Source organism: Pseudokineococcus sp. 5B2Z-1 (assembly GCF_037482305.1).
Taxonomy (GTDB): Bacteria; Actinomycetota; Actinomycetes; order Actinomycetales; family Quadrisphaeraceae; genus Pseudokineococcus.
The window spans coordinates 201,687-227,598 of the sequence record NZ_JBBHZG010000002.1; the positions used below are offsets into that span (position 1 = coordinate 201,687).

Here is a 25,912-nt window from a genome sequence, read left to right on the forward strand (position 1 = left end):
GCGTGCTCAGCCTGATGATCTTCCTGCCCCTCGTGGCCGCGGTGGTCCTCGCCGTGGCGCGCGGGCTGCCCGACGCCGTCGCCCCGTGGGCGTGGGTCGGCGTCACGCTTGTCGAGGTGCTGCTCGTCGGCGTCCTGTGGGCGCGGTACGAGACCCCCGCGCTCAGTGCATCAGGGGCGGGCGCTCTGGCCTTCGACGAGCAGGTGGAGTGGATCCCCGGCCTGGGGGCGAGCTACCACGTGGGCCTCGACGGGCTCTCGCTGCCGCTCATGGCGCTGACGGCCGTGGTGTTCGCGGCGTGCGCCGTCTACGCGCTGCGGGAGAGCACGCGCCCGCGCAGCCAGGCGGCGCTGTTCTGCTTCCTGCAGACGACGTGCCTCGGCCTGTTCGCCGCGGCCGACCTCATCGTCTTCTTCCTCTTCTTCGACCTGTCGATCGTCGGCATGTACTTCGCCATCGCGGGCTGGGGCCATGGCAACGCGCAGAAGTCGGCCCTGCAGTTCTTCCTCTACACGTTCCTCGGCTCGCTGGCGCTGCTGCTGGGCTTCATCGGCCTGTACGTCGCGTCGGGCACCTTCGACATGGTCGAGCTCGCGGCCGACCCGCCGCTCGTGGGCACGGGCATCACCAGCGGGCTCGTGCTCGCGGCGGTGCTCGTGGGGCTGGCGGTGAAGACGCCGACCGTCCCCTTCCACACCTGGCTGCCGCCCGCGCACACCGACGCGCCCGCCGTCGGGTCGGCGGTGCTCGCCGGGGTGCTGTTGAAGATGGGCACGTACGGCTTCGTGCGGATCGCGATGCCGATGCTCCCCGACGCATGGCGGTCCTTCGCGTGGGTGGTCATCACCGTCGGCGTCGTGTCGGTGGTGTGGGGCGCGCTCGTCGCCTTGGCGCAGACCGACCTCAAGCGGATGGTCGCCTACACGTCGGTGAACCACATGGGCTACGTCGTCGTGGCGGTCGGCGCCGCGGGCGTCGTCGGGGGCAGCGCCGAGCAGGCGCGGGCGCTCGCCGTGACGGGTGCGGTCACGCAGATGGTCAGCCACGGCCTCATCACCGGCGCGCTGTTCCTCCTCGCCGGGATGCTGCACCGCCGCGCCGGCACCTACGAGATGAGCCGCTTCGGCGGGCTCGCCGGCCGGGCGCCGCGGTACTCGGCGATGTTCGCCGTCGCGGCGTTCGCCTCGCTGGGGCTGCCGGGCTTGTCGGGGTTCGTCGCGGAGGTGCAGGTCTTCGCCGGGTCCATCGCGGCGGTGCCGTGGACGGCGGTCGCGCTCGTCGGGATCCTGCTGACGGCGGCGCTCTTCCTGCGGGCGGTGCAGCGGCTGCTGACGGGGGAGCCGGGCGAGCTGACGGCGTCGGTCGGCGACGTGCGGGCGTCCGAGCTCCTGGCGGTCGCGCCGCTGCTCGTGCTCGCGACGCTCATCGGGGTGCTGCCGCGGCCGCTGCTCGAGGTCGTCGAGCCGGCGGCGCAGATGGTCGTCGCGCTGGTGGGGCGCTGACCGGCTGTGGACATGAGCGGCTCGATGAGCATGGGCGCGGACGTCGTCGCCGTCCTGCCCGAGGTGCTGCTGCTCGTCGGGGCGCTGGTGGCGCTCGTCGGTGGGTCGTTCACCCCGCGCGAGCAGCAGTGGCGGGTGCGGCTGGTGGCCGTCGCGGCGCTGCTCGCCTCGGCGGTGGCGGCGGGTGTCGGGCTGGCGTCGCCGGCGGGGCCCGTGTTCTCGGGGACGTACGACGTCGACACGGCGACGGGCGTGGTGCGCCTGGTGGTGGCGGCGTCGACGCTGCTGGTGATCGGGCTGGGCGTCGAGGAGGTGGCGGGGCACCGGCAGGAGAGCGAGATGTACGCGCTGCTGCTGCTGTCGGCGACGGGCGCGGTGGTGCTCGGCGGGGCGGCGGACCTGCTGGTGCTCGTGGTGGCGTTCCTGCTGGGGAGCATCCCGCTGTACGCGCTGGTGGGGCAGGCGCGGACGGGCCCGGCGGTCGAGGGCGCGATGAAGACGTACCTGCTGGGGGCTCTGCTCGGCATCGTGCTGATGGCGGGGGTGACGGTGCTGCTCGGCGTCGGCGGGGGCGAGGCCGGGTACGCGGAGCTGACCGACGCACTGGCGGGGGCGCCGGCCGGGGCGGTCGCGGCGGGCGCGGTGGCCGTGCTGGTCGGGCTGATGTTCAAGGCCGGGGGCGTGCCGGGGCACTTCTGGGTGCCGGACGCCGCGCAGGGCGCGTCGGTGACGGCGGCGGCGTTCCTGACGACGGTGCCGAAGGTCGGCGCGCTGGTCGCGGTCTTCCGACTGGTGGAGGCGATGCCGGCGGCGGTGGACGTCCAGCTCGTCGTCGCGGTGCTCGCGGTGGCGAGCATGACGCTGGGCAACCTGGCTGCGCTGGGGCAGACGGCGGTGCGGCGGCTGCTGGGGTGGTCGACGGTCAGCCAGGTCGGGTACCTGCTGCTGCCGGTGGCCGTGGTGGGGCGCACGGAGCTCGCCGAGCCGGCGCTGCTGTTCTACCTGGCGGCGTACGCGGTGACGAACCTGACGGCGTTCGCGGTGGTGGCGGCGCTGCCAGGGCGGGAGTCGTTGGAGGACTACCGCGGGCTGGCGCGTGCGCACCCGTGGCTGGCGGGGGCTCTGCTGGTCAGTTTGCTCGGGCTGCTGGGGACGCCGCCGACGTCGGTGTTCGTGGGCAAGCTGCTCGTCGCGACCGCGGCGTGGGACGGCGGGGCGGGGTGGCTGGCGGTGGTGCTGGTGGTCAACACCGTGGCCAGCCTCGTGTACTACCTGCGGTGGGCCGCGCTGGTGTTCCGCGGTGGGGAGGTGGCCGCTAAGCCCTCCACGAAGCGAGCGTGGGCCACGAGGGCTGCGGTGGCGGGAGGAGCCGCGAGCGTGGTGCTCGGGCTCGTCGTCGGGCCGGCAGTCTGATGTCGGTCGGTGAGGTGCCGCCGACGGCCTGAGTAGCCCGCAAGGACGTCGCTAGCGCCGAGACCGCCGTCGCCGCCGCCGGCTACTTCCAGGACGACGAAGGCCTTTCTCAGCGACTGCCCCACCCGTCCAGGTGACCCTCGAGCGGAGCGGCTTCGCCGCGCCCGCTGAATCTTCATCACCGTCAAGATCGACCGCTATCCCCGCAGGAAAGCGTGCGTCACTGGAGTCCCGATCAGACGGACTTTCCAAAGGGACTGTCAGCGCGGGAACCATGACCGCCGACGAGTCGCCGCAGCGCGTCTTCGCGGTGTGTATCGACTGGCGAGGGCGCCGGCAGACGTCACGGCCCGTCGCCAGCGGGCCCCGGCGGCGTGCAGAGCTCACGGAGGGCTTCGACCGGCCCCAGGCGGTGGACTAGTCGACGCCCACTCTCGAGGCTGGGCTCGTACCTCTCGCCGAGTCGGTCCGCGAGTCCGCCCAGCCACTCACGGCGGACGAGGGCCGCGGATTCACCCTCCGTCGCCCCCTCCACCGCCACCTCGTAGGCGCCGAGCATTGCGGTCGCGCGAACCGGGTCACCGGGGACCAAGGCGGCTGCGAGTCGAGGAAGGGTGTCGAGGCCGTCCATCAGGCCGCCTTGCGCCAAGTCGTCGCCGACCGAGGCGCTCAAGTCGGCGACGGCGAGGGAGTGCTCACCGAGGAGCAGACGGGCGAAGCCGCGGCTCGACAACAAGGAGGCGAGGTCATCTCGCTCGCCGACAGCCAGGGCCAGCGCGTAACCCTCTTCAGCCGCCTCGAGTGCACGGAGAGGTGATGTGTGCATGACCGACTCGCTGTACTGGTTGAGAAAGGAGGCTTGTCGGGCCAGCCCGAGGGGGCTCGCCAGCTCGACTGCTGCCCCGTACGCGACGGCCGCGCGGTCCAGATCGCCCGCGAGGTAGAGGACTGCACCCTCTGCTTCGTACAGCTCGACCAAGCAATCGACGTCACCAAGCTCGTGCGCGATGGTCCGGGCACGTTCCAGGTCGACACAGGCCTGCGAGTGGTGCTTCTGCCAGCCACGGAGGACGGCGGAGAAGCACAGGCACGACATGAGGCGGCGACGGTCTCTCGTTGCCTCAGCGATCTCGAGGCCGGCGCGCAGCATCTCCTGGGCAGACGCCGTGCCGCTACGCCGCGACCGCAACCTGGCCATGTCGTAGTAGGCGTCGCAGCGGCGGCCGTCGGGGACACCAGGAGTAGTGAGGACGTGCTCCAACCACTCCTCCACCTCGCCGCGAGGGCCGTTGGAAAACCAGAGTCCGAAGGCGCCGACGACGAGATCAGCGTGCAGAGACGCCTCGCCCGCCGACCGAGCCCATCTGACAGCTCGGCGGACATTGGAACGCTCGAGCAGCCAGTGCGGGTAGTCATGCATCAGCCGGGGCAATCGGGCGGGATGCTGCGGGGGATCCAGGAAGGCGCGCAAAGCGAGAGCGTGCCGCATGCTGACCTCATCCGTGGTCGCGGCGTCGAGAAGCCTTGCTGCGTACTCGCGGACGCTCTCCAGGAGCAAGAAGCGCGGAGGCGCGCCGGGCGACCGTTGCTGCTGGACGAGGCTGCAGACGTTCAGCTTCTCGATGTGGGCGAGCGCTGTCGCGGTGTCCATGCCGGTCACGGACGCCGCCCGGGCAAGGGTGAAGCCGCCCCGAAACACCGTCATCCTGGCGAGGAAGTCGACCTCCGCGGCCGGGAGGAGGTCGACGCTCCAGGCGATGTTGGCGCGGAGGCTGCGCTGCCTGTCCGGGTAGTCGCGACCCGCACCCGACAGGAGTCCGTCCGACAGCGCTAGCTCGTCCGCGAGCTCAGCGGCCGTCATGCTGCCCGCGTGGGCGGCGGCGAGTTCGACTGCCAACGGCAAGCCATCGCACCGGGCGCAGATCACGGAGACGCTAGAGATCTCCTCGGCGGTCAGTCTGAGCCGCGGGTCGGTTGCGCGCGCTCTCTCGATGAACAGTTCGACCGCGCCTGCACGTCCTGACGCGACTTCCGTGGGAAGGGGAAGGACAGGGAACCTCGTCTCCGCCTGGAGATGGAGGGCCTGTCGGCTCGTGACCAGGAATCGTGCACCCAGCGTCTCCGCGAGAAGCTGTGACAGCAGGTCCGCCGCGTCGAGCACGTGCTCGAAGTTGTCCCAGACGAGGAGTACGTCTCGTCCGGCGAGGGCGGTGGCCAATGACGATCGCGCGTCCTCCCCGGCGCTCACGCCTAGTGCCTGGCAGGCGACCGTGGCGACGTCCTGACTCCTCTCCGCCTGCGCCGCCGGGATGAAGGCGACACCGTCCCTGAAGCGGTGCTGCACCACTTGCGCGACTTCGAGGGCGAGACGCGTCTTGCCGACCCCGCCTGGGCCGACGAGCGACACGAGACGGGCTCGGGGGCCCTCGAGGAGATGTGCGACGGCAGCGACGTCCTCATCGCGACCGATCGTCCGGTTGGGTGGCATCGGCGCTGGGGTGGGGCGCCAGAGTCGAGGGCGTGTGCCCGCCTCTCGCTGTACCGCCCCCTCTGCCTCCGGCTGCGCTAGGACGCGGTGCTGCGCCCGCTTGAGCCTCGGCGAAGGATCTACACCCAATTCCTCCCGGAGCAGCCTGCGCCCCGCGTCGAAGACCCGCAGCGCCTCGGCCTGACGCCCACACTGGTAGAGGGCGTCCATCAACAGCGCGCGCAGATCCTCGAGGAGAGGGTGAGTCGCCACGAGCCCCTGCAGCTCTGGGAGTACGTCGCGGTCTCGACCGAGCTGGAGGTCGGCTTCGATGCGGTGCTGCAGCGCCAGCAGCCTCGCCGTCTCGAGGCGGTCGCTCTCCGCGTCGGCGAAGGCGGCGGACCCGAGGCCGTGGAGCGCTGGCCCAGCCCAGAAGGACAAGGCTTCTCGTAGGGCAGAGGACGCGGCACCGGCGTCACCGCGGGTGAGCATCGTCCTGCCGCGAGCTGCGAGCGCCTCGAAGTCATGCACGTCGACCTCGACGCCGGCCCCGAGCCGGTAGCCAGCGCCTGAGGTCTGGATGACGTGGCGCCCGAGGAGCTTGCGCACTCCGGACACGTGAACCTGCAAGGTGTTGTGGGCCGACTCCGGCGGCCGTCCACCCCAGAGCGCGTGGATGATCTCCGAGCTGCTGAGAACCTGCGGCGCCCGTAGCGACAAGAGGGCCACAAGGGCCAGCTTTCGAGCACCTTGAAGAGGCTGGAGCCCGTCGTCCCCCTCGACATGGACAGCCCCGAGGAGCCGCACGCGCAGTCTCGCGCTGTGCTCGGTGGGGGCCTGCTGCCCGTGGCTCATAGCTCGTGCGCCCTCCTCGGGCCGTCATGAGTCACTCCAGTCTTGCAGAGGCCCTTGGAGCCCCACGGGCGATGGAGACCAGGCGCCTGCCACCCACCCGCGGCAACGAGATAGATGGGACTTCAGTCGGGTTTCAGTGCGCCGGAAGGCGCCCTCGAGAAGGTACCTGCGCGGCGCCTTCAAGAAGACCGATCTGCTCCTTGTCGGAGCACGCCAGCTTGTAGGAGCCGCTCCGCGGAGGTCCGGGTGCATCCGCGGGCACCCGCCTACACCACTAGACCCATGCCCTCGCTGCCTGATCGAGCAAGCTCGCTTAGGGGCGTCGTCAGGGTCGACACCGAGAGGAAAGAACAATCATGATGACGACCAACCGCGCGTTGCGTGTCGGCGTGCTCGCCGGCCTAACCTTCGCGCTCACCGCCACTTTCGCCACCCCCGCCGCTTCCGCTGTCGAGGTCGCCGCCGTTCCAGCTGCCGTGACCGCGGCTGGGCCGACAGTCCACACCGCCGTCACGGCGCTGGACGGCAGGCTTACCCGGAACCCAGATGACCACGCCTACAGGGATCGGTACGCCGCGACCACGCCGGTCGCCGTCGTGTGCAAGAGCGTCGGGACGACGGGCTACCGGGACCCGACTTGGGCGCTCACGACTGATCATCTCTGGGTGGCTGGCCAGTACCTCGCTCACGCGGGCGGTCAGCGCGGCGTCGCACCCTCCGTCCCCACATGCACCATCCCCCTCAAGGCTCGCGCTCTCGACGACCTCAACTCGAGAAGGTCGAAGAGCATGGGTGACGTCGACGTCGTGGACCGCTACCGCAAGTCCCAGGCTGTCCCCGTCGTGTGCACCGCGCTCGGTGGCCCGACGGGACCCGGCCTCCACACCTGGGCCCGGACCGCGGACAGGAACTGGGTCCCCGCCCGCTACCTGGACCTGAAGCTCGCCAGGGATGGAATGGCGGCTGCGCTGCCGCGGTGCGACAAGGAGGGAGCGCGCAAGGCCGCCGGTGGCGGCTCGAAGCCCAGCGCCCGCCGTGACGGACGTACCTGGACCATCAGTGACAAGGGCGTCGCCTTCGTCGCCGGCGAGGAGGGTTTCGGGCACGCGGGCAGGCACTACAACGACCCCTCGAGTCCCCCCAATTGCACTGTCGGCTACGGGCACCTTGTGCACCGCGGCCCCTGCACCCGCCGCGAGCTGGGCAAGCCCGCTATCAGCAGGGCGGTGGCCCTAGGGCTGCTCCGCTCCGAGCTGATGGGCCGCTACCGCGACCAGACCGGGCAGGTCCTCAGCGGTGTCCCCGTCAACCAGCACGAGTACGACGCCATTGCGAGCATGGTCTACAACATGGGTCCGGGGGCATTGCTGCGATACAGGGGGCGGCCGACGGAGTTCGTCACCGCTCTGCGCTCTGGCCCCCGCGCCTATCCGACGATCCCCGATCGGATGCTCAACTTCTCGACGGTGAGCGGGAAGTTCAGCTGCGGCCTCAACAAGCGGCGTCAGCGCGAGGGCCGCATCTTCTCCTCTGGTGACTATGACGCCAGCAAGGTGACCGTCTGCGTGAGGCGCTGAGCAAGGGCTCACGCCACACCTTCGGGTCGACTCCCTCGCCAGCACATCACTGGAACTGGCGAGGGAGTCGTCGCCTGTGTGGACGCCGATGTCCCTCCGCCGCTAGCCGGGGCCGTCGTCCTCAGCAGCAACAGCCGGCCGCGCCGCTGAAACAACTCGCCTCGGCGGGCGGCGGCCCGCAGGCGCAGCCGCGCGACCGTGGTGGTCATCGCCGAGGCTCGGTCCGGACGGGCAGCAGCCAGTCGACCCCGGCGGAAGGGCTCGCGCGGAGCGACCTCGACGATTAGGAGTGCTGCACGAGCAGAGCACAGTCCGTATCAGCGCCCGCGGAGACGCGTCGTGGTGACGGCCGCGTGGTCGGTAGGGGCGACTTGCCGACGTCGACCTACGTGCGTCGACCTCACGCGGCGCGGCGCCGAGCTCTAGCCCGACAGGTCCCCCTTCGCGCGGCGGCTCTGCTGTGCGGTCGCTCAGGCGCGCGCGTCCTCCGTCGTCTGTCGGTGGGCGTGCGCGTCGGCGTCGCCGAGCCGTCGGATGCCGAAGCCGCCCGTGACCGGCGCGAGGACGGCGATGAATGCGGAGAAGAGGAAGCCGGCCCAGTTGGTGACGGCCCAGGGCAGGAACTCGAAGTTGCCGACGCCGAGGGTGGTGGCGATGAAGACGCCGGAGACGGTCCAGGGCATGAGGACCTCGGTGAGGGTCGCGGAGTCCTCCATGCTGCGGGAGAGGTTGACCGGGTGCAGGCGTCGGCGGGCGAAGGCGCCGCCGAACAGATCGCGCACGAGGAAGTAGGTGATGAGCGCGTTCGACGTCGCGCTGACGATGGCAAAGCCGGAGACGAGCGTCGTCACGACGACGCCGCCGGTGGAGCGCAGGCGGCTGACGACGGGCTCGAGCAGGCTTCGCAGCACCTTGGAGGCTTCGAGGCCGGAGGCGAAGAAGAAGGCCGCGAAGACGAAGAACGTCGCCGTGTACATCGAGTAGAGGCCGCCGCGCTCGACGAGCGTCGTCAGCGCGTCGCTGGCCTCGCCGCCGGTGGGGAGCATGTCGGTGGTGAAGCCGGACGTCGTCGCGGCGAGCACGGTGCCCAGCGATGAGCCCTGCACGATGAGCGCGAGGACGACGGCGACCGTCGAGGACGCGAAGAGCACGACGAGCGGCGGCTTGCGCAGGATCGACCCGGCGAGCACCACGAGCGGCGGCAGCAGCAACCACGGGGTGAGGACGAAGGAGGTGTCGAGCTCGGTGAGGATCGCCTCCACGTCGCCGAGCTGGGCGTCCGAGCCGCCGAGAGAGCGGCCGACGAGCAGGTAGACGACCACGGCGAGGACCGAGGCGGGGATCGTGGTGTAGAGCATGTGCCGGATGTGCTCGTAGAGGTTGGCCCCGGCGGCGATAGCGCTCATGTTGGTGGTGTCCGACAGCGGCGACATCTTGTCGCCGAAGTACGCGCCGGAGACGACGGCGCCAGCGGTGACCGCGAGGGACACGTCCATCGCGGCGGCCACGCCCATGAGCGCGACGCCGATGGTCCCGGCCGAGCCCCACGAGGTCCCCGTGAAGGTGGAGACGACGGCCGTCGTCGCGAAGGCCAGGACGTAGAGGAACGACGGGTCGATGACCCGCAGGCCGTAGGAGACGAGCAGCGGGATGGTCCCGGCCGCCATCCACGAGCCGATGATCACGCCGATCATGAAGAGGATGAGGATGGCGGGCAGGGCCTGCTTGATCTTCTCGCCCATGCCGGTGACGACCTGCTCGAAGCGGGCGCCGCGGGCGACGGCGAAGCCGGCGAACAGGACGCCGGCGAGGACGAGCATGAGCTCGGCCGGGTAGCCGAGTACGCCGATGCCGCCGACGAAGATCGCCAGCGCGATCAGCGCGGGGACGGCGGCGACCTTGGCGCTGGGGCGGCGGGCGTCGCTGCGCGCCTCCTCGGGGCCGGGCGGCTCGTCGCCGCGGTCGTCGTGAGTGGTGTCGAGGGCCTGCGTCATCGGGGCTCCTGCCGATCGGGGATGGAGGTCGGGTCAGCGGGCGAGGGAGTCGAGGGCCTGGGCGAGATCGGCGATCTGGGCGTCGGCGCCCTCGAGGCCGACCGACACGCGGACCATGCCGGCCGAGAAGCCCTGGGCGGTCATGGCGGCCTCGCCGCCGGGCTTGCTGGGTGAGGTGACGAGGCTCTCGTAGCCGCCCCAGCTGGGGCCGATGCGGAACAGGCGCAGGGCGTCGACGAACCGCGCGACGGCCTGCGGGGTGTCCTCGGTGAGGTCGAGGCTGAGCAGGCCGGTGACGCCGGTCAGCTGCTCGCGGCGCAGCTGGTGGTCTGCGGGCAGGTCGGCGTGGGGGTGGTGGACGGCCGCGACCTCGGGGCGGGTCTGCAGGAACTCGACGACGCGGATGGCGTTGCGCTGGTGCTCCGCCATCCGCACCGGCAGGGTCCGCAGGCCGCGGAGGACGAGCGAGGCCTCGAGAGCCGACATCACCGCGCCCTGCAGCTGGAAGCCGGCGTAGAAGAGGTCGCGGACGAACGCGGCCGAGCCGACGACGGCGCCGCCGAGGACGTCGCTGTGACCGCCGACGTACTTGGTGAGGGAGTGCACGACGACGTCGATGCCGTGCTCGAGCGGCTTCTGGAACAGCGGCGTCGCCCACGTGCCGTCGATGACCGTGGTGATGCCGCGGGCGCGGGCGACGTCGGCGACGGCCCGCAGGTCGAGGACCTTCATCCGGTACGTGCCCGGGCTCTCGAGGTGGATGAGCCGCGTGCTCGGGCGCAGGTGCTGCTCCCAGTCCTCGCCCGGCGAGCGGACGAGGGTGTGCTCGACGCCGAGGCGCTCGAGGTGCTGGGCCAGCTGCAGCGTGGGGCCGTAGACGTCGTTGAGGAGGAGGACGTGGTCGCCGGCGCGCAGGAGCGTCGTCCACACCGCGCTGATGGCGCCCATGCCGGAGCCGAAGCACTGGGCGGCCTCGCCGCGCTCGAGCTCGGCCAGGGCGCGGGCGAGGACGGCGACCGTGGGGTTGGCGCCGCGGCTGTAGACGAAGTCCTCGTGCTCGGAGGCCTGGTGCTCGGCGAAGACCGCCATCGACGGCTGCGCGAAGAGGCTCGTCTGGTAGATCGGCGGGGCGACGGCGCCGTGGTGGGTGGCGGGGTCCATGCCGGCGGTGGTGCAGATCTCGGCGTCGGACCTCGTGACGGCGTCGGTGCCCGTCATGGCAGTGCTCCTCCTGGGTCGTGACCTCGTCGTCGTCCCCGGGGGAACGGGCTGAGGGTGTCGACTGCACGGCTGGCCTGTCAACGTTGGCAGAGGCTGGCGCAGGTGCTCGAGTGCGGACTTCGTGGGGCGACACGCCGATGCCGCCCGCGCGAGCGCGGACTTCGTGGGGCGACGCGCCGTCGCCTGGCCCTCGAAGTCCGCCGCCGTCGTCGCCCCGCCGCCTACGCGTGCTCCCGGTGAGCGCCGCGGACCTCTCAGGGAGTGACGACCTCGGTCAGGTGCTCCGACTCGACGACGCCAGCGGGGTTGCGGGCCAGCAGGCGCAGGTCGTGTGCCAGGGCGGTGGCGGCGTCGTCGCTGACGAGTGCGCTGGCAACGAGCAGATCCGTCACGCCGACGCCCAGAGGTCGCGGCTCTCGTCGTCCGTCCGGGAGTCTTCGAGCCATGCCTGCTGCTGGTCCACCGTCAGGGCCGGTGAGTCGCCCATGCCGGCGGCGTACTGCTCCGGACTGACGAAGCGCTGGCGCTCCGTGGGGGGTGGATGCATGCGCAAAACACCGATCGGCTCGCCGTTGCTCGTGACCATGAGCTCCTCGCCCGCAGCCAGATCACGCAGCACCTGGCTGCCGGACCTCCGCAGGTCGCGCCAGCTGATCGAGCGCATGGGCGACGGTAGCGCCGGCGTGAGCGACATCGACTCCTGCCGTCACGCCCCGCCGAGACAGGCGACGACGGGTGCGGACGGACGCTGCCGGGTGGGGGCGCGGGCATCGCTGACACCCTCCTGCTTCTGTGCCACAGTATGGCGGTGGAGCGGGGGCTGAGATGGTTCCGCTCCGCACGGCGTCACCGCATCGGCAAGGCCCACGCCCTCCGGGTCATCGCCTCAGTCGAGCCGCAACGGGTGCCCGCGTCGGACGAGGCGGACGCCCGCTTCGTCTGGATCGGTCCGGACGACCGAGGCGTCGAGCTGGAGATCGTGGCCCTCGACCTCCGTGAAGCCGTGGTGGTGATTGACGTGATGCCCACCTCGCTGCGCAGGAGGCGCCATGAGTGAGCTCGGGGACAGCAGCGCATCCGTCGACGTCCCGGACGTCGAGGAGCTGCGCGACGACCACGGGCGTGTGGTCGACGACGCGTACGTCGATGCGGCGGTGGAGGACGCCCTCGCGCAGGTGCGCGGACGTGGCCGTCCGTCGCTGTCGGCCGCGGGAGAGTCGCCGCTGCTGCGGGTGCGCGTGCCGCGTGAGCTGGACGAGGCGGTGCGAGCCGCCGCCGAGAGAGCCGGCGCCTCGCGTTCGGAGTGGGTGCGGCGCGTCCTCGACGAGGCGGTGCGGCGTGCCGGCTGAGCGGGGCGTCGACGCCCGGCTCACCGGCCTCGTCGGCGGGCCGCGCGCCATCCACGACTCCGTCCGTGACGCCTTCGCGCCGCGCTGACCCAGGTCGGCGCGCCGTTGGAGCTGACGAAGAGCAGCGCGGGGGAGTACCTGACGACCGGGGCGTGGGCGAGGGCCCTGCGCCTCTGGCTGCCCGACGTCGCCGGGTTCCGCTACCGCTGCCGGCACGACGAGGACCTGCTCGCGCATGTGCTCTTCCACGACGGCCCGAACGCCGCCACGCCTCGTGCTCGTGGCGCTCTGCAGGTGGTGCCGGGGAGCACGCTGTCGCTGGAGACGGTCGCCTCGCTCGCGCACGTCATGGCGGTGCTGGGGGAGCACAACGCGACGCTGGCGTGAAGGGTCCGTGACGGCCCCGAGGTCGTGCTGGTCACTCGAACGGTTCCGCCACCGGCCCTGGAGAAGGGCGATGGTCCGAGACACCCGGACGGGTGGTCGTCATCCCTTCTGGTCCGGTTCGTCCTCGACGAGGCCGCGGGCTCGTTAGCGTGCTGACGCTTCAATCTTCACACGACCCACGGGGGAACCTGCATGTCCAGCCCGACCCAGTACCAGCCGCCCGCGGCGGCTCACCACCAGCCGCCGGCCAAGGGGATGGCTATCGCCGCCCTCGTCCTCGGCATCGTCGCCATCCTCGGGTGTCTCATACCGCTCCTCAACGTCTTCAGCCTGCTGCTGGCGCTCGTGGGGCTCGTCCTCGGCATCATCGCCATCCGGAGGGTCGCGAAGGACTCCGCCCGCTTCGGCGGTCGCGGCCAGGCCATCGCGGGCGTCGTCCTGTCCGTGCTCGCGATCCTCGGCTTCATCCTCAGCAACGCGCTCTTCGGCGCCGCTGTCAACAGCGCGTCCGAGGATCCGGACGTCCGAGCGGCCGTCGAGGAGCTCGACCAGGCAGCCGAGGCCGCAGAGCAGGCGGCTCCCGAGGAGACTCCGAGTGCTGCTGCTCCTGCACCGGAGCCTGAGCCCGAGCCGGTCGAGCAGGCGCCCGAGCCCGAGCCGGAGGTCGGTGTCGGCCTCGGCGCGCCGGCGCGCGATGGTGACTTCGAGTTCGTCGTCAACGGCGTCGAGTGCGGTGAGACGAGCATCGGTGACGAGTTCCTCTCGACCGAGGCCCAGGGGCAGTTCTGCATCGTCGCCATGAGCATCACGAACATCGGCGACTCGGCGGGCACCTTCTTCGGCGACAACACCTACCTCCTCAACGAGGCCGGGCAGCAGTTCTCCGCCGACACCGAGGCGGGCATCTACCTCGGTGACGCCGACTCCCTGCTCTCGGAGATCAACCCGGGCAACACCTTGGACGGCCAGGTGGTCTTCGACGTCCCGTCCGACATGACGCCGACCGCCATCGAGCTCCACGACTCCGCCTTCTCCGGTGGTGTCACCGTCCAGCTGCAGTAGGAGCACGAGTGTCTGTCGAGCTGGGCTCGCTGGTCGACCTCGCGAGTCCGCAGGTGGCGGGCCGGCGTCGTCGGTGAGCTCCCCGCTCCCCGCGTGACCTGCAGGGACGCACGAGAGCCCCGGACCACGGGTCCGGGGCTCTCGTGCGTCCCTTCTCTCTTCTCGGGCTCGGGGCGCCGTCGCTTCAGATGAGCGTGCCCGTGAGCCGGAGGACCGCGACGACGGCGTCGGCGCACTGGTCGAGGAAGGCGGGGTTGCGGGGCTGGGCGGAGGCGTTGCCGTTGGGGACGGCCTGCGCGAGGGTCACCTCCTGCGTCTCCGTGAGGACGGCGTGGACGCGCGCCTCCAGGTACTTGATGTCGTCGCTGCTGAACGGGGTCGCGCCGGATCGGACCAGCAGCGCTCGGCGCCACTCCTCCTTGGACTGCCGATGGCTGCTCATGCGGTCGAAGAACTTCTCGCTCAGGCCGACGTAGGCCCACGGGCGGACGATCGACGTCATCGTCAGGGTCCGCTCGGGCCCGGTCCGCGTCGTCGTCTGGTGCAGCTCGGTGCCGGTCAGGACGTACACGCCCGGGACGGCGCGCCAGTCGTCCTCCGGGTCGACGTGCCGCGGGACCTGCTGCATCACGAGCGCCGGATGGTCGCAGGTGATGGTCGCCCGCCCGCGGCCGCTGAGGCGGACGTCGACCTGGAGCGGGACGTCCGCGGGCGTCGGCGCGACCCTGGCGGGTGCGGCCGGCGGCGGCGTCGCCCGCGACGTCGTCACCGGTGTCGTCGTGGGCGCAGCGAGTTTCGTGGCCGCGCCGGAGCCGTCGCCCTCGAGCGACGTCGTCGCGGTGCCGTCCCACGGCGCGAGGTCGGTGAGCAGGTTCCGCAGCTCGGCCTCGACCTTGGTCGGCCGGAAGACGGTCTGGATGGCGCCCAGCGTGTTGACGCCCTCGGGGCTCAGGGCGTCCCGGTCGAACTCCCCGAGCCACCGGACGGGCCGCCGGTGCGGGCCGGAGGGCGGGAAGGAGGCCACGTGGGTGTACCCGCCGATGACTTCGCCGACCAGGTACGACCGCCGCAGCGGAAGCTGCGGGACCACGACGAGGTCACCGACGTCCATCTTGAAGGCGAAGGCGATGAGCTGGCTCGCGTACGTCCGCTCGGCCTGGCTGGTGACCTTGTCGAGCAGCCCGGCGTCTCCGACGGCAGTGAGGTCGCCGTCCTCGAAGGTGGCGAAGTTGACGGCGACGACGCTGTCCTGGCGCCACTCGTCGACGTAGGCGGCCGCCCGACCGGCCCGCACGACCCACAGCTGTGCGCTCATCCCGTGACGCTACTGGCCGGGCGTGCGGAAGTACCGCCGTCGGAGAGGGCCTCGCGCCGCGCGGAGCCCGACTAGAGGCTGCTCCTCGGCACCTCCGCCTCGCGACTCCCGAGCCTGTGGGGTGCTCGCTCTCGACCGGGTGATCTCCGTCGTCGAGCGGGTGCGGCCCGGGCCGACGAGCCGGCGTGCAGGGTTGACGGCGTTGACCGTCGCACCGAGACTGGATTGACGGCGTTGACGACGACAGGGGTGCTCATGACGGACGCAGCCACAGTGCCGGACGTCCTCCCGTCCTCGACGCCGGCGCGCACCACGGGCGCCCAGCGGTCCTTCGTCGAGCAGGTGCTCCGCGAGCTCGTGCTCCGCGACCCCGACGGCGCCGCGCTCGCCCGGGTGGACGCCGCCTCGGCCGCACGGGCCGCGGTCGACCACGTGCTCGACGCGGCCGAGCGGTGGACCGACCACCTCGGGGGGTTCTACGACGTCGACGGGGTGCGACGACTGCTGTCGCGCTCCGGTCGGCTCGTCTCCAAGCAGGCGGTGAGCAAGCGCCGGGGCCTGCTGGCGCTCACCACGGGGTCGGGGCGGGTCGTCTACCCGACCTTCCAGTTCTCCGGCGGCTCGCCGCTGCCCGGGCTGGACGCCGTGCTGCGGGAGGTCCCCGAGCCCCTGGTGTCGCGGTGGACCCTGGCGTCCTGGCTCGTCTCCCCGCAGCCGGACCTGGGGGGCACGACGCCGGTGCAGCTGCTGCGCGAGGGGGCCGAGGACGTGGTGGTCGCCGCGGCCCGCGAATGGGCGCGGGCGCTGGCCGCCTGATGCCGGCGACCGCCCCGCCGGCGTCGCTCGAGGACGTCCCGCGGCACGAGGTGCGCACCGGTGACGCCGTCCACCGCGTCGTCCGGGCGCGCGACGACGTGGGGCGCCCGCGCGAGCCGTTCTTCTTCTCCAGCGCCACGGCGGGCGCCGTCGGGCCGGGCCGCTTCGACCTGACCGCGCCCGCGGGCTCGTGCTACCTCAGCGACCGCCGGGCGGGGGCGTGGCTGGAGGTCTTCCGCGGCACGGGCCTCGTCGACCGGGTCGACGTCGAGCAGCGCCGGATCGTCACCGCCGAGCGCACCGGGGGACCGCTGCTGCTCGCGGCGGACCTCCACGCCTCGGGCGCGCGGGCCCTCGGCGCGACCCTCGACCTCGTGGCGGGCGACGACTACGCATTGCCGCAGCGCTGGGCACGAGCCGTGCGCGCGGCGGGCGCCCCCGGTCTGGTCGCTCCCGTCCGCCACGACCCGACGGCGCGCGCCCTCGGCGTCGTCCTCTTCGGCGCCGCCGGCCCGCGGCAGCGCCTGCGCGGCTGGCGCTCGCGTGTGACGCCGCTCGTCGAGGACACCGAGCTCCTCGCCGAGTTGCGCCCCTACGGCACCGGGGTGCAGGACCGGCCGTACGACGTGTCGGTCGTCGCGCCCGGACGAGGTCGATGATCGACGGCAAGCCCGGCGGGCGCCCGCGCACCGGCTGCCACTGACGGCGGCGCCCCTGCCCGGGGACGCCGTCAGCCGCTTCGGCGCACCTGCGCTTCCCGTGGGCACCGAGCTTCCGCAGGTGGACGCGGGTGCGGTCAGCGCGGCAGTCCATGTGCGGCGCTCGTCGGCGGCTCAGGCCGTCGCACCGAGCACGGCGACGACGACGAGAGCCGCCAGCGCCGCGGCCACGCCCGCCACCCACCGTCGACCGCGCGGCAGGAGGAGCCAGGCGACCGCGGCGGGCACGACAACCCCGGCGAGAGCGCCGGTCCCGTACCCGAGGACGTGCCCCGCCCGAGGCGGGGTGTCCCGCGGGACGCCGAAGCCCTGCACCTCGAACAGCAGCGCGAGACCGCAGCCCACCACCGCGAGCAGCCCCGCCGCGGCCAGGCCCGCGACGAGCGCGATCCTGGCCGCCGCGCCCATCAGGCTGCTCCCGTCGGGTGGACCTCGGAGGGGCGGTGCGCAGCCGTCACTTGACCCGCACCGTGTCGCAGGAGGTGGAGGACTGCCCACCCGGCAGGGCACCGGTCGCGCAGAGCTGGGTCGACGAGGCCGTGAGCCCGAGCTGCTGCGTCGGCACGTGGAGGATCTGGTCGACGACCCCGTCGCGGTTGACGTGCTCCCGCGTGACCTTCGTCTCGACGGGCTCGGCGGACCCCGGGCCCACCACGACCGACCTCGGGTCGACGGTGGTGGCGTCGAAGGTCGCGGACGAGAGCAGAGCCATTTCCGTGACCCCCTTCGACGTCCGGTTCACCGGGTTGACGTCGCTGCCCGGCATGACGTCGATCGGCAGGACCCTGACCGAGGTGAAGGCCGTGAGGCCGCGGTCGTCGGTGACCACCAGCGTGATGGACCGCGCGGGCGCCCCGGTGCGCGGCACGGACACCCGCCGGCCCTGGAGGACGGTGTCCTCCTCGGCGGTGGAGACGTACCAGTCGACGCTGACCACCGTGCCGTCCGGGTCGCTGGACCTCGAGGCGTCCAGGACGAGCTGGTCGCCCACGACACGGACGTCCACGGCGGCGACCGGTCGGGCGTTGACCGGCGGGGCCGCGTACACCGACAGCGCCACCGGCCCGCCCTCCGGGTCCACGTCCGCGCCGTACAGCTGCGCCGTCCACGTGCCGGCCTCCGGGGCGTCGACCACGCCAGACGGCTCAGGTCGGCGATGCACCTGCCGCCGAGCGGGGGGCAGGTCGCCGTAGCGACGGCGGAGGACGGGCGCCTCGCCGGGCCGGCCGTCGTGTTCCGCCGCGGCTCCACCCACGCGCGGTCGATGCCGGTCGTCCCCGTCCTCGCCATCGCCCTCGTCGTCTACGGCGTCTTCTCGCTCGTTGGGGCCTCGGACAACGTGGCGAGCCTCGTGGACGGCCACGGCGGCGCCGTGGCCGCCGCCTCCGCCGTCGTCGCGGTGCTGCTCCTCACCGCCTCCGCCGCGCTCTCGGTGCGGTGGTACGCGCGCCGCGCCCTCTGAGGAGGCGGCTTCCGGCAGCGGGCAAGGGGAGGTGGCAGCACGTGGACGCCGTAGAGCACGACGAGGCGCTGCCACCCGGTGACGTCACGGCGTCGAGAGGCCACCACGCTCGTCGCGCGGACCTGCGGGCGCCGTCCCACCCCACCGGCCTCCCGAGAGCGAGAGCGCTCGGGCCTACGTTGGACCGGTGATCTCCCCGGGCAGCGCCGACCACCTCGCCGACCAGCGAGCGGAGCTGCTGCGCTTCGCGGCGGGCTCGCGGCACGACCTGGGCTTCGGGAACCTCGACGACGTCGGGGGCGTCGACCCCGCGTCCCCGGTCGAGCTGTACGTCACCTGCCGCATGACGCACGTCTTCGCCCTCGGGGCCCTCGCCGACGAGCCGCCCGCGCCCGGCGGCCCCGGCCGTGCGGAGATGCTCGACCTCGTGGCCCACGGGGTGCGGTCGCTGCTCGGCCCGCTGCGGGACGCCGAGCACGGCGGCTGGTTCGCCGTCGTCGCCCCGGGCGGGCCCGTCGACGACTCCAAGCAGGCCTACGCGCACTCCTTCGTCGTCCTCGCCGCGTCCTCCGCCGTCGCGGCCGGGGTCGAGGGGGCCGAGGAGCTGCTCGCCGAGGCGCTCGAGGTCCAGGACCGCCGCTTCTGGGACGAGGCGGCCGGCCTCGTCGTCGAGCGGTGGGACCGGGCGTGGACGCGCGCCGACCCCTACCGCGGGGTCAACGCCGTGATGCACACCGTGGAGGCGTACCTGGCCGCCGCGGACGTCACCGGGGACGAGCGCTGGGCCCTGCGCGCCGGGCGGATGGCGGCCCGCGTCGTCGGGTGGGCGAGCGCCAACGGCTGGCGCATCCCCGAGCACTTCGACGCCGACTGGTCGCCCCTCCTCGAGCACAACCGCGACCGCCCGGCCGACAAGTTCCGCCCGTACGGCGCGACGGTCGGCCACGGGCTGGAGTGGGCGCGGCTGCTCGTGGCGGTCGACGCCACGCTCGGCGAGCGCGCCCCGGCCGGGCTCGTGGACGCCGCCGTGGCCCTGCACGACCGCGCCGTCGCCGACGGCTGGGCGGTCGACGGCGCGGACGGCTTCGTCTACACGACGGACTGGTCGGGGCGACCCGTCGTCCGGAACCGCCTGCACTGGGTGCTCACGGAGGCCGTGGCGGCGGCGACCGTGCTGGGGCGCGCGACCGGCGACGAGCGCTACCCCGCCGAGGCGGCCGCGTGGTGGGCGTACGCCGACCGCTGCCTCGTCGACCACGAGCGGGGCTCGTGGCACCACGAGCTGGACCCGGACAACGTGCCGACGTCGCAGACCTGGGCCGGCAAGCCCGACGCGTATCACGCCTACCAGGCGGCGCTGGTGCCCGAGGTGCCGACGACGCCGTCCTTCGCGACCGCGCTGCGGCGGGGCCTGAGGGCGGGAGCGCCTCAGCGGCAGGTGTAGCCGCCGTCGACGGGCAGGGCGATGCCCGTGACCATCGCCGCGGCGTCGCTGAGGAGGAAGAGGACGGGGCCCGCGACGTCGTCCTCCGTGGCCCAGCGGCCCAGCGGCATCTGCTCGAGGAAGGGGCCGCCGACCTCCGGTCGGCCCCAGTAGAACGCCGACATCTCCGTCATGACGACGGTCGGGTGCACGCCGTTCACGCGGATGCCGTGCCTGCCGAGCTCGAGGGCGCTGACCCGCGTGATGCTGTCGACCGCCGCCTTCGAGGCGGCGTAGGAGACGTGGTTGTCGAGCGCCACGAGGGCGGCCTGGCTCGAGACGTTGACGATCGCGCCGCCCCGCCCGCGCGCCACCATCCCGCGCGAGGCGTGCTTCGTGACGAGCATGACGCTGCGGGCGTTGGCGGCCATGACGGCGTCGAAGACGGCCATGTCCGTCTCCATGGGGGTGGCGATCTCGCCACCGAAGCCGGCGCAGGAGACGACCCCGTCGAGGTCGAGGCCCTCGAGGGCCGCCTGCACCTCCTCCTCCGAGGTGAGGTCGCAGGGCGCTGTGCGGCAGCCCGTCTCCGCGACGAGCGCCTCGAGGTCCGCGGCCTTCCGGGCGCTCGCCACCACGTCGGCGCCGGCGGCGACGAGCCGGCGCACGATGGTCCCGCCGATGCCGCCGGCCGCTCCCGTCACGAGCACCGTCCTGCCGTCGAAGCCGTCCACGTCGTCTCTCCTTGTCCGGGTGCCGGTGCTCGTGCTGCCGCCCTGGGCGGCCGGGGTGGTGGTGCCCGCACCGGTCGCGGCGGGAGGCACGACGACCGGTGCGGGGCAGGGGGCCGGGCGTGCGCCCGGCGGGACGGCAGGCGTCAGGCGGGGGCGCCGTCGACCGCCGTGGCGAGCTCGCGCAGGCGGGGGAGGGCGCGGCCGGTGAGGAGCTGCTCGCGCTCGGCGCTCGTCATCGCGAGGCTGTCCTTCCACAGGGCGCGGCCGGCCATGGCGCCGGAGGCGCCGTGCGCGACGGCCGTGCGCACCTGCTCGACGAAGGTGGCGTGGTCGACGCCCGCCGACAGGACGGCCCACGGGACGCCGTCCGCGGCGGCCGTCACGGCGTCGCAGGCCTCCGCGGAACCGGGGTAGGCCAGCTTGAGCACCTTGGCGCCGCAGGCGACGGCGAGCGCCGCGCCGTCGGCGACGAGGCGCGGGAAGGCCTCGGCGTACTCCTCGGGGGTCTCGTCCTCGAGGCGGTAGGTGAGGAGCTCGACGATGAGGAGCAGCCCCTCGGCCTCGCAGGCCTTCACGAGGTCCCGCATCTCCTCGGCCACGCGCGAGTCCGCGCCCTGTCGGTCGGGGCGCACATACCAGAGCATCTTGGCGACGTCGCCACCGAGGTCGCGCACGGTGCGCGGCGTGACGCCGGGCACGAACTGCGTGTGGCGCAGGCCGTCGACGGTCTCGAAGCCCGAGGCGTCCATGCCGACGACGAGGGCGGTGCCCCGCGCGAGCACGTCCTCGTCGACGAGGGCCGGCAGCGCGACCTCCGGGTCGAGGAGGACGGCGGGGGCGTGGTTGGCGAGGTGGCGGACGAGGTCGCCCTTCGCGTCGGCCAGCTCGGCCTTGCTGATGGCGCCGGGCCCGTCGGGGCTGCCCATGACGGCCTTCATGCCGTTCCGCTGGTCGGCGGCCACGATGAGCATGGCGCCCGAGGCCGTGGTGATCGACGCCATCGCGCGGCGCTCGAGGGTGGTGAGCGGGTTCATCACATCTCCTGTGGGGTGGGGGTCGGGAGCCGGACGCGGGGTCAGCCGGCGGTGGCCGGCGCCAGGCGGGCGTCCGGCAGCAGGCGGGCGGCGAAGAGCGCCGCGCCGTGGGCGGTGTCCTCGGCGCGGGCCGAGACGGTGACGTCGGGCAGGACGCGCGCGCGGGCCTCGGCCACCGAGCGCATGCCCGCCCAGCCGCCGGTGAGCAGGCTCGACGCGGCCGGCGGCACCTCGCGGTCCATCGCCTCGACGAGCAGCGCGACCTCGTCGTTGCCGTGCTCGAGCACCGCGGCGAAGAGCTCGGCGGGGGAGAGGCCGTCGGTACGGACGACGAGGCGCAGGACCCCGTCGTCGTTGCGGGCCCCGTGGACCTCGACGCCGCCCTCGGGCAGCGCGGACCGCCCGCCGAGCGCGAGGACGGCCTCGTCGAGGCGGTCGCGACCAGCGCGGTCGGAGATGCCGGCCATCTGGAGGACGCGCCGCATGAGCAGGCCCGTCTTCACCCCGGCCACGAGGACGTGCTGGCCCGGGACGACGTGGCGGACGCAGTTCACGAGGGCCTGGCCGAGCCTCTCGCGCGCCGCCGCCGACGGCGGCTCGTCGACGACGCGGAGGAGCACCTCGGCGGTGCCCGTGGAGACGTGGTACCGGTCGCCGGGGATGGCGCCGCCGGAGACGGCCGACACGAGGTGGTCGTGCCCGGCGACCGTGAGGGAGGCGCCGGCGAAGGACGCCGGCAGCCAGTCCGCGTCAGCCGTCCCGAGCGGCGTCCCCGCCGGGACGAGCGGCGGCAGGAAGGTCTCGTCGACGCCGACGTGCGCGAGCATCTCCGGCCACGCCAGGCCGGTGTCCTGGTCGAGCAGCCCCGTGCGCGAGGCGAGCGACAGCTCGGCCGCGCGTCGGCCGCCCGCCGCGGCGACGACGAGCTCGGGCACCGAGAGCCACTGCAGCCCGGTGAGGTCGAGGCCACCGTCCCGCAGGTGCAGCACCTTCGCGACCGAGACCTGCACGCCCCAGGGCAGCCCGGTGCGGCCGGCGAACCCGCGGCGCAGGTCCTCGGGCAGCGCCGCGACCTGCTCTGCGCCGCGCGGGTCGAACCAGGCGCACCCCGGCGCGACGACGCGGTCCTCGGCGTCGAGGAGGAAGCCCGTCTCGCCCATGCCCGAGACGGCCAGCGCCTCCACGCGGGAGCCCGGCTCGACGCCCGGCAGGTCGGGGAGCAGGTCGGCGACCTCGGCGAGGAGGTCCGCCAGCGCCGCGAGGAGGTCCTCGGCGCTCAGGTCGGTGGTGCCGCCGGGGCCGGCGCGCCACGGCGTCGGCCGCTGCCGCACGAGCAGCTCGCGGCCCGGGCCGGACGGCGCGGTGGTGTCGGCGTCGACCACGAGCACCTTGAGGCCGGTGCTGCCGAGGTCGAGCCCTGCCACGAGCCTGGTCACGGGGGTGTCCTTCCGAGGGTGGGAGACCCGTCGCGCGGGCGACGGCGGGTGCGGGTGGTGGGGGCCGAGCCGGTCGCTCCGGCGGGGCCGAGCTGTTCGGGGCCGGCTGTTCGGGGGCCAGCTGTTCGGGGGCCAGCTGCCCCGGAGCCCGGCTGCGTCGGCGTCCAGCCGCTCCGGGGCGCGGCGGCCGCGCCCCGGAGCGGGGGTCAGCACTCGGAGGCGTAGAGGGCGTCCTGGCCCTCGGGGGTGTCGAGCGTCTCCGGCGTGATGATCGTGAAGCCGGTCTGGATGACCTCCTCGGTCGGCTCGCCCTTGATGGCGGCGACCGCCTGCTCCACGCCCTGGTAGCCGATCTGGTACGGCTGCTGGGCGATGATCGCCTGGACGGTCCCGTCCTCCAGGGCCTCGACCTGCGCGGGGCCGGCGTCGAAGCCGACGACCTGCACCTGGCCGGCCACGCCCGCCTGCTCGATGCCGGTGGCGGCACCCTCGGCGCTGTAGATGTTCGTGGCGAAGACGGCCACGAGGTCGGGGTAGCGCTGCAGCGTCGACGTGAGGATCTGCGCGGCCCGGGCCGGCTGGTTCTGGGCGTACTGGACGCCGACGTACTCGAAGGACGGGTCCTCCGCGATGGCCTCCTCGAAGCCCTGGACGCGGGCGTCGGAGGTCGAGATGCCGGGCTGGTTGTCGATGACGAGCACCTTGCCGCCGTCCGGGACGAGGCCCTGGATGGCCTCGAAGGCCGCGGCGCCGCCGCCGACGTTGTCGGAGGAGATCTGGGAGACGGCGAAGGAGGGGTCCTCGACCGTCGTGTCGACGAGGACGACGTCGCTGTTCTCGGCGACCTGCTCGAGCGGGCGCTGCAGGGCGCTCACGTCGTTCGGGGCGATGAGGAGGGCGTCGGGGGAGGTGGCCTCGACCGACTGGACGATCGGCTGCTGCAGCGCCGGGTCCCAGCGCTGGCCGCCCTGGACGTCGACGTCGACGCCGCCGAGGTCGGCCGCGGCGGCGCGGACGCCGCACTCCATGGAGATGTAGAAGTTGTCGCCGATGACGCCCTGGATGAACGAGAGGCTGATGTCGCCGCCCCCGTCCTGGCCGGAGGTCGCGTCGGCGGCGACGGGGGCGCTCTCGCCGGTGGTGCAGGCGGCGGCGGCCGTGACGAGCAGCGCGGCGGAGCCGGCGGCGAGCAGGGCGCGGGTCGTGCGGCGGGAGGTGTTCTTCATCGGACGTCCTTCCGGGAGCGGAGCAGGCGGGCGGGGAGGGAGGGGCGGGTGCCGCCGCGGGCGGCGGCGGTGCGTCGGACCTGGTCGGCGTAGACCGCGATCACGAGGAAGGCGCCGACGACCACCTGCTGCCAGTACGGCTCGACCCCGATGATCACGAAGCCGTTGCGCAGGGTCGCCGGGATGAGGAGGCCGACGAGGGTCCCGAAGACGGTGCCGACGCCACCGAAGAGGCTGGTGCCCCCGATGACGACGCCGGCGATGACGTCGAGGTTCGTGAGGGCGTGACCGGCGATGGTCGTCGAGCGGAAGAAGGTGAGGTTGAGCAGGCCCGCGAGGCCGGCGAGCAGGCCGGCCATCGCGTAGACCTTGATGAGCTGGCGGTCCACGCGGATGCCCACGCGCCGGCACGCCTCGGGGTTGGACCCGACGGCCGAGGTGTGCAGGCCGAAGCGGGTGTGGTGGAGCAGGACGATGCCGCCGACCACGACGACCGCGGCCACGACCACCAGGCTGGGGATGCCGGCGAGGGCGCCGAAGCCGAGCGTGTCCACGAGGACGTCGGGGGCGGCGCGCAGGTCGATGCCCCCGGTGAGCACCTGCGCGAGGCCGAGGGCCGCGCCGAAGGTGCCCAGCGTCGTGATCATCGGTGGGACCTTGAGCTTGGCGACGATGACGCCGTTGAGCAGCCCCCAGCCGAGTCCCGAGCCGAGGGCGACCACGGCCCCCACGGCGGCGACGCCCCAGCCCTGCCCGTCCCCGGTGCGCTCCATCGCCATGGACGCGACGACGCCGCTGAAGACGAGGACCGAGCCCATGGACAGGTCGATGCCGCCGGTGACGATGATGAACGTCGTCCCGACGCCGAGGACGGCGAGGATCGAGACGCTGATGGCGATGTTGCGGAAGTTGGCCGGGTCGAGGAAGGCCCCCGGCGCCAGGACGCCGAAGAGCGCGACGATCCCCAGCCACACGAGGACGATCTGGAGCGCCTGCGCGCGCACCGCGGCGCGCAGCCGCTGCTGGACCGGCGGCTTGCCGCCGACGGACTCGGGCGCGGGCGCCACGCGGTCCTCCACCTGGATGCTCATGCCGCGCTCCTCTCGTCGAGGGCGCCCGTCATGGCGCCCACCAGCTCCTCCACGTCCGTGCGCGCCGCCTCGAGGACGGTGACCCTCCGGCCCTGGCGCAGGACGTGCACCCGGTCGGACACCTGGAGCACGTGGGGCATCGAGTGGCTGATGAGGACGACGGCGAGGCCGGTGTCGCGCACGCGCTTGATGAGGTCGAGGACGCCCTTGGTCTGGACGACGCCGAGGGCGGCCGTGGGCTCGTCGAGGAAGATGACCCGGCTCGCCCACGCCGCGGCGCGCGCCACCGCGATGGCCTGCCGCTGGCCTCCCGACATGCCGCCGACCGGGCCGTTGAAGTCCCGCACGGTCGCGCCGAGGTCCTCGAAGGCCTTCTTGCCCGCGTCCCGCATCGGGGTCCGCTGCATGAAGCCGAGCTTCCCGAGCAGCCCCGGCCGCATGAGCTCGCGACCCAGGTACATGTTCTGGATGGGGTCGAGGTGGTTGGCGAGCGCCAGGTCCTGGAAGACCGTCTCGATGCCGCGCACGCGGGCGTCGGTCGGCGTGGTCAGCGTGATGGGGCGGCCCTCGAAGAGGATCTCGCCGCCGTCGGGCTGCTCGGCCCCGGAGAGGATCCGCACGAGCGTCGACTTGCCGGCGCCGTTGTCGCCGACGAGCGAGACGACCTCGCCGGGGCGGACGTCGAAGTCGGCCCCCTGCAGCGCCTGGACCGAGCCGTAGGCGCGGGTGATGCCACGCGCCTCGTAGACGGGGGTGTCGCTCATCGCGGCACCTCCGTGCGTCGGGCGCGGGCGCCCTCGTGGGCGGCCACCGGTCCGGGACGGTGCCC

Annotated in this window: 25 protein-coding genes; 11 read left to right on the plus strand and 14 right to left on the minus strand. The window is 73.2% G+C overall.

The genetic code is table 11. The features are described from left to right. Positions 1-14: 14 nt before the first annotated feature. Positions 15-1,502: a complex I subunit 4 family protein gene (locus WDV85_RS05135; protein ID WP_445263228.1), complete on the plus strand. Its 1,488-nt coding sequence runs from the start codon at positions 15-17 to the stop codon at positions 1,500-1,502. A 12-nt stretch (positions 1,503-1,514) separates the two neighbouring features. Then, a complete protein-coding gene (locus WDV85_RS05140) occupies positions 1,515-2,915 on the plus strand; it encodes an NADH-quinone oxidoreductase subunit N (protein WP_339569609.1) in 1,401 nt (466 codons plus the stop codon). Positions 2,916-3,258: 343 nt separating this feature from the next. Here WDV85_RS05140 and WDV85_RS05145 read toward each other — a convergent pair whose 3' ends face one another. Further along, entirely contained in the window at positions 3,259-6,237 is a 2,979-nt protein-coding gene (locus WDV85_RS05145) for a BTAD domain-containing putative transcriptional regulator (protein WP_339569610.1), read from the minus strand. A 356-nt stretch (positions 6,238-6,593) separates the two neighbouring features. Here WDV85_RS05145 and WDV85_RS05150 point away from each other — a divergent pair, with 356 nt between their 5' ends. Next, positions 6,594-7,814 carry a glycoside hydrolase family protein gene (locus WDV85_RS05150; RefSeq protein WP_339569611.1) on the plus strand — a complete coding sequence of 407 codons (1,221 nt, stop codon included), beginning with the start codon at positions 6,594-6,596 and terminating at the stop codon, positions 7,812-7,814. A 470-nt stretch (positions 7,815-8,284) separates the two neighbouring features. On the opposite strand, the gene nhaC is transcribed toward WDV85_RS05150, so the two are convergent. The 4 genes from nhaC to WDV85_RS05170 form a co-directional block, all read right to left on the minus strand. Continuing rightward, positions 8,285-9,808 carry a Na+/H+ antiporter NhaC gene (gene nhaC, locus WDV85_RS05155; RefSeq protein ID WP_339569612.1) on the minus strand — a complete coding sequence of 508 codons (1,524 nt, stop codon included), beginning with the start codon at positions 9,806-9,808 and terminating at the stop codon, positions 8,285-8,287. A 33-nt stretch (positions 9,809-9,841) separates the two neighbouring features. Next, positions 9,842-11,026 carry a trans-sulfuration enzyme family protein gene (locus WDV85_RS05160; protein ID WP_339569613.1) on the minus strand — a complete coding sequence of 395 codons (1,185 nt, stop codon included), beginning with the start codon at positions 11,024-11,026 and terminating at the stop codon, positions 9,842-9,844. A 257-nt stretch (positions 11,027-11,283) separates the two neighbouring features. Continuing rightward, positions 11,284-11,421 (minus strand): hypothetical protein, encoded by a 138-nt coding sequence (locus WDV85_RS05165; protein WP_339569614.1) that lies wholly within the window; start codon positions 11,419-11,421, stop codon positions 11,284-11,286. Next, on the minus strand, positions 11,418-11,693 hold the full coding sequence (locus tag WDV85_RS05170) for a type II toxin-antitoxin system Phd/YefM family antitoxin (RefSeq protein ID WP_339569615.1): 276 nt from the start codon (positions 11,691-11,693) through the stop codon (positions 11,418-11,420). The genes WDV85_RS05165 and WDV85_RS05170 overlap by 4 nt, the downstream gene beginning before the upstream one ends. A 144-nt stretch (positions 11,694-11,837) precedes the next feature. Here WDV85_RS05170 and WDV85_RS05175 point away from each other — a divergent pair, with 144 nt between their 5' ends. From WDV85_RS05175 to WDV85_RS05190, 4 genes are all read left to right on the plus strand, one after another. Next, positions 11,838-12,086, plus strand: a complete 249-nt coding sequence (locus WDV85_RS05175) for a hypothetical protein (protein ID WP_339569616.1) — start codon at positions 11,838-11,840, stop codon at positions 12,084-12,086. Next, complete coding sequence (locus tag WDV85_RS05180) at positions 12,079-12,378, plus strand: ribbon-helix-helix protein, CopG family (RefSeq protein ID WP_339569617.1); 300 nt, start codon at positions 12,079-12,081, stop codon at positions 12,376-12,378. The genes WDV85_RS05175 and WDV85_RS05180 overlap by 8 nt, the downstream gene beginning before the upstream one ends. Before the next feature lie 105 nt (positions 12,379-12,483). After that, positions 12,484-12,765 carry a hypothetical protein gene (locus tag WDV85_RS05185; RefSeq protein ID WP_339569618.1) on the plus strand — a complete coding sequence of 94 codons (282 nt, stop codon included), beginning with the start codon at positions 12,484-12,486 and terminating at the stop codon, positions 12,763-12,765. Between the two features lie 192 nt (positions 12,766-12,957). Beyond that, positions 12,958-13,827: a DUF4352 domain-containing protein gene (locus WDV85_RS05190; protein WP_339569619.1), complete on the plus strand. Its 870-nt coding sequence runs from the start codon at positions 12,958-12,960 to the stop codon at positions 13,825-13,827. Between the two features lie 184 nt (positions 13,828-14,011). Here WDV85_RS05190 and WDV85_RS05195 read toward each other — a convergent pair whose 3' ends face one another. Next, complete coding sequence (locus tag WDV85_RS05195) at positions 14,012-15,142, minus strand: hypothetical protein (protein WP_339569620.1); 1,131 nt, start codon at positions 15,140-15,142, stop codon at positions 14,012-14,014. 255 nt (positions 15,143-15,397) lie between these two features. Between WDV85_RS05195 and WDV85_RS05200 the strand changes: the two genes are divergently transcribed. Continuing rightward, entirely contained in the window at positions 15,398-15,958 is a 561-nt protein-coding gene (locus WDV85_RS05200) for a hypothetical protein (protein WP_339569621.1), read from the plus strand. Further along, positions 15,958-16,617, plus strand: coding sequence for an RES family NAD+ phosphorylase (locus tag WDV85_RS05205; RefSeq protein WP_339569622.1), 660 nt, complete (start codon positions 15,958-15,960; stop codon positions 16,615-16,617). Before WDV85_RS05200 ends, WDV85_RS05205 begins: the two co-directional genes overlap by 1 nt. A 174-nt stretch (positions 16,618-16,791) precedes the next feature. Here WDV85_RS05205 and WDV85_RS05210 read toward each other — a convergent pair whose 3' ends face one another. Beyond that, a complete protein-coding gene (locus tag WDV85_RS05210) occupies positions 16,792-17,085 on the minus strand; it encodes a hypothetical protein (protein ID WP_339569623.1) in 294 nt (97 codons plus the stop codon). A gap of 46 nt (positions 17,086-17,131) precedes the next feature. Further along, positions 17,132-17,812: a hypothetical protein gene (locus WDV85_RS05215; protein ID WP_339569624.1), complete on the minus strand. Its 681-nt coding sequence runs from the start codon at positions 17,810-17,812 to the stop codon at positions 17,132-17,134. Between the two features lie 21 nt (positions 17,813-17,833). Between WDV85_RS05215 and WDV85_RS05220 the strand changes: the two genes are divergently transcribed. Beyond that, positions 17,834-18,139: a hypothetical protein gene (locus tag WDV85_RS05220; RefSeq protein ID WP_339569625.1), complete on the plus strand. Its 306-nt coding sequence runs from the start codon at positions 17,834-17,836 to the stop codon at positions 18,137-18,139. Positions 18,140-18,329: 190 nt separating this feature from the next. Continuing rightward, positions 18,330-19,583 carry an AGE family epimerase/isomerase gene (locus tag WDV85_RS05225; RefSeq protein ID WP_445263229.1) on the plus strand — a complete coding sequence of 418 codons (1,254 nt, stop codon included), beginning with the start codon at positions 18,330-18,332 and terminating at the stop codon, positions 19,581-19,583. Here WDV85_RS05225 and WDV85_RS05230 read toward each other — a convergent pair. From WDV85_RS05230 to WDV85_RS05255, 6 genes are all read right to left on the minus strand, one after another. Continuing rightward, a complete protein-coding gene (locus tag WDV85_RS05230) occupies positions 19,568-20,296 on the minus strand; it encodes an SDR family oxidoreductase (RefSeq protein ID WP_339569627.1) in 729 nt (242 codons plus the stop codon). The two genes, WDV85_RS05225 and WDV85_RS05230, sit on opposite strands and share 16 nt — an antisense overlap. Positions 20,297-20,439: 143 nt before the next feature. Further along, complete coding sequence (locus WDV85_RS05235) at positions 20,440-21,330, minus strand: hypothetical protein (RefSeq protein ID WP_339569628.1); 891 nt, start codon at positions 21,328-21,330, stop codon at positions 20,440-20,442. Between the two features lie 41 nt (positions 21,331-21,371). Further along, complete coding sequence (locus tag WDV85_RS05240) at positions 21,372-22,766, minus strand: FGGY family carbohydrate kinase (protein WP_339569629.1); 1,395 nt, start codon at positions 22,764-22,766, stop codon at positions 21,372-21,374. Positions 22,767-22,972: 206 nt separating this feature from the next. Further along, complete coding sequence (locus WDV85_RS05245; protein WP_339569630.1) at positions 22,973-23,992, minus strand: ABC transporter substrate-binding protein; 1,020 nt, start codon at positions 23,990-23,992, stop codon at positions 22,973-22,975. Next, on the minus strand, positions 23,989-25,083 hold the full coding sequence (locus WDV85_RS05250; RefSeq protein WP_339569631.1) for an ABC transporter permease: 1,095 nt from the start codon (positions 25,081-25,083) through the stop codon (positions 23,989-23,991). Before WDV85_RS05250 ends, WDV85_RS05245 begins: the two co-directional genes overlap by 4 nt. Continuing rightward, positions 25,080-25,847, minus strand: coding sequence for an ATP-binding cassette domain-containing protein (locus WDV85_RS05255; protein ID WP_339569632.1), 768 nt, complete (start codon positions 25,845-25,847; stop codon positions 25,080-25,082). The genes WDV85_RS05250 and WDV85_RS05255 overlap by 4 nt, the downstream gene beginning before the upstream one ends. Positions 25,848-25,912 lie beyond the last annotated feature (65 nt).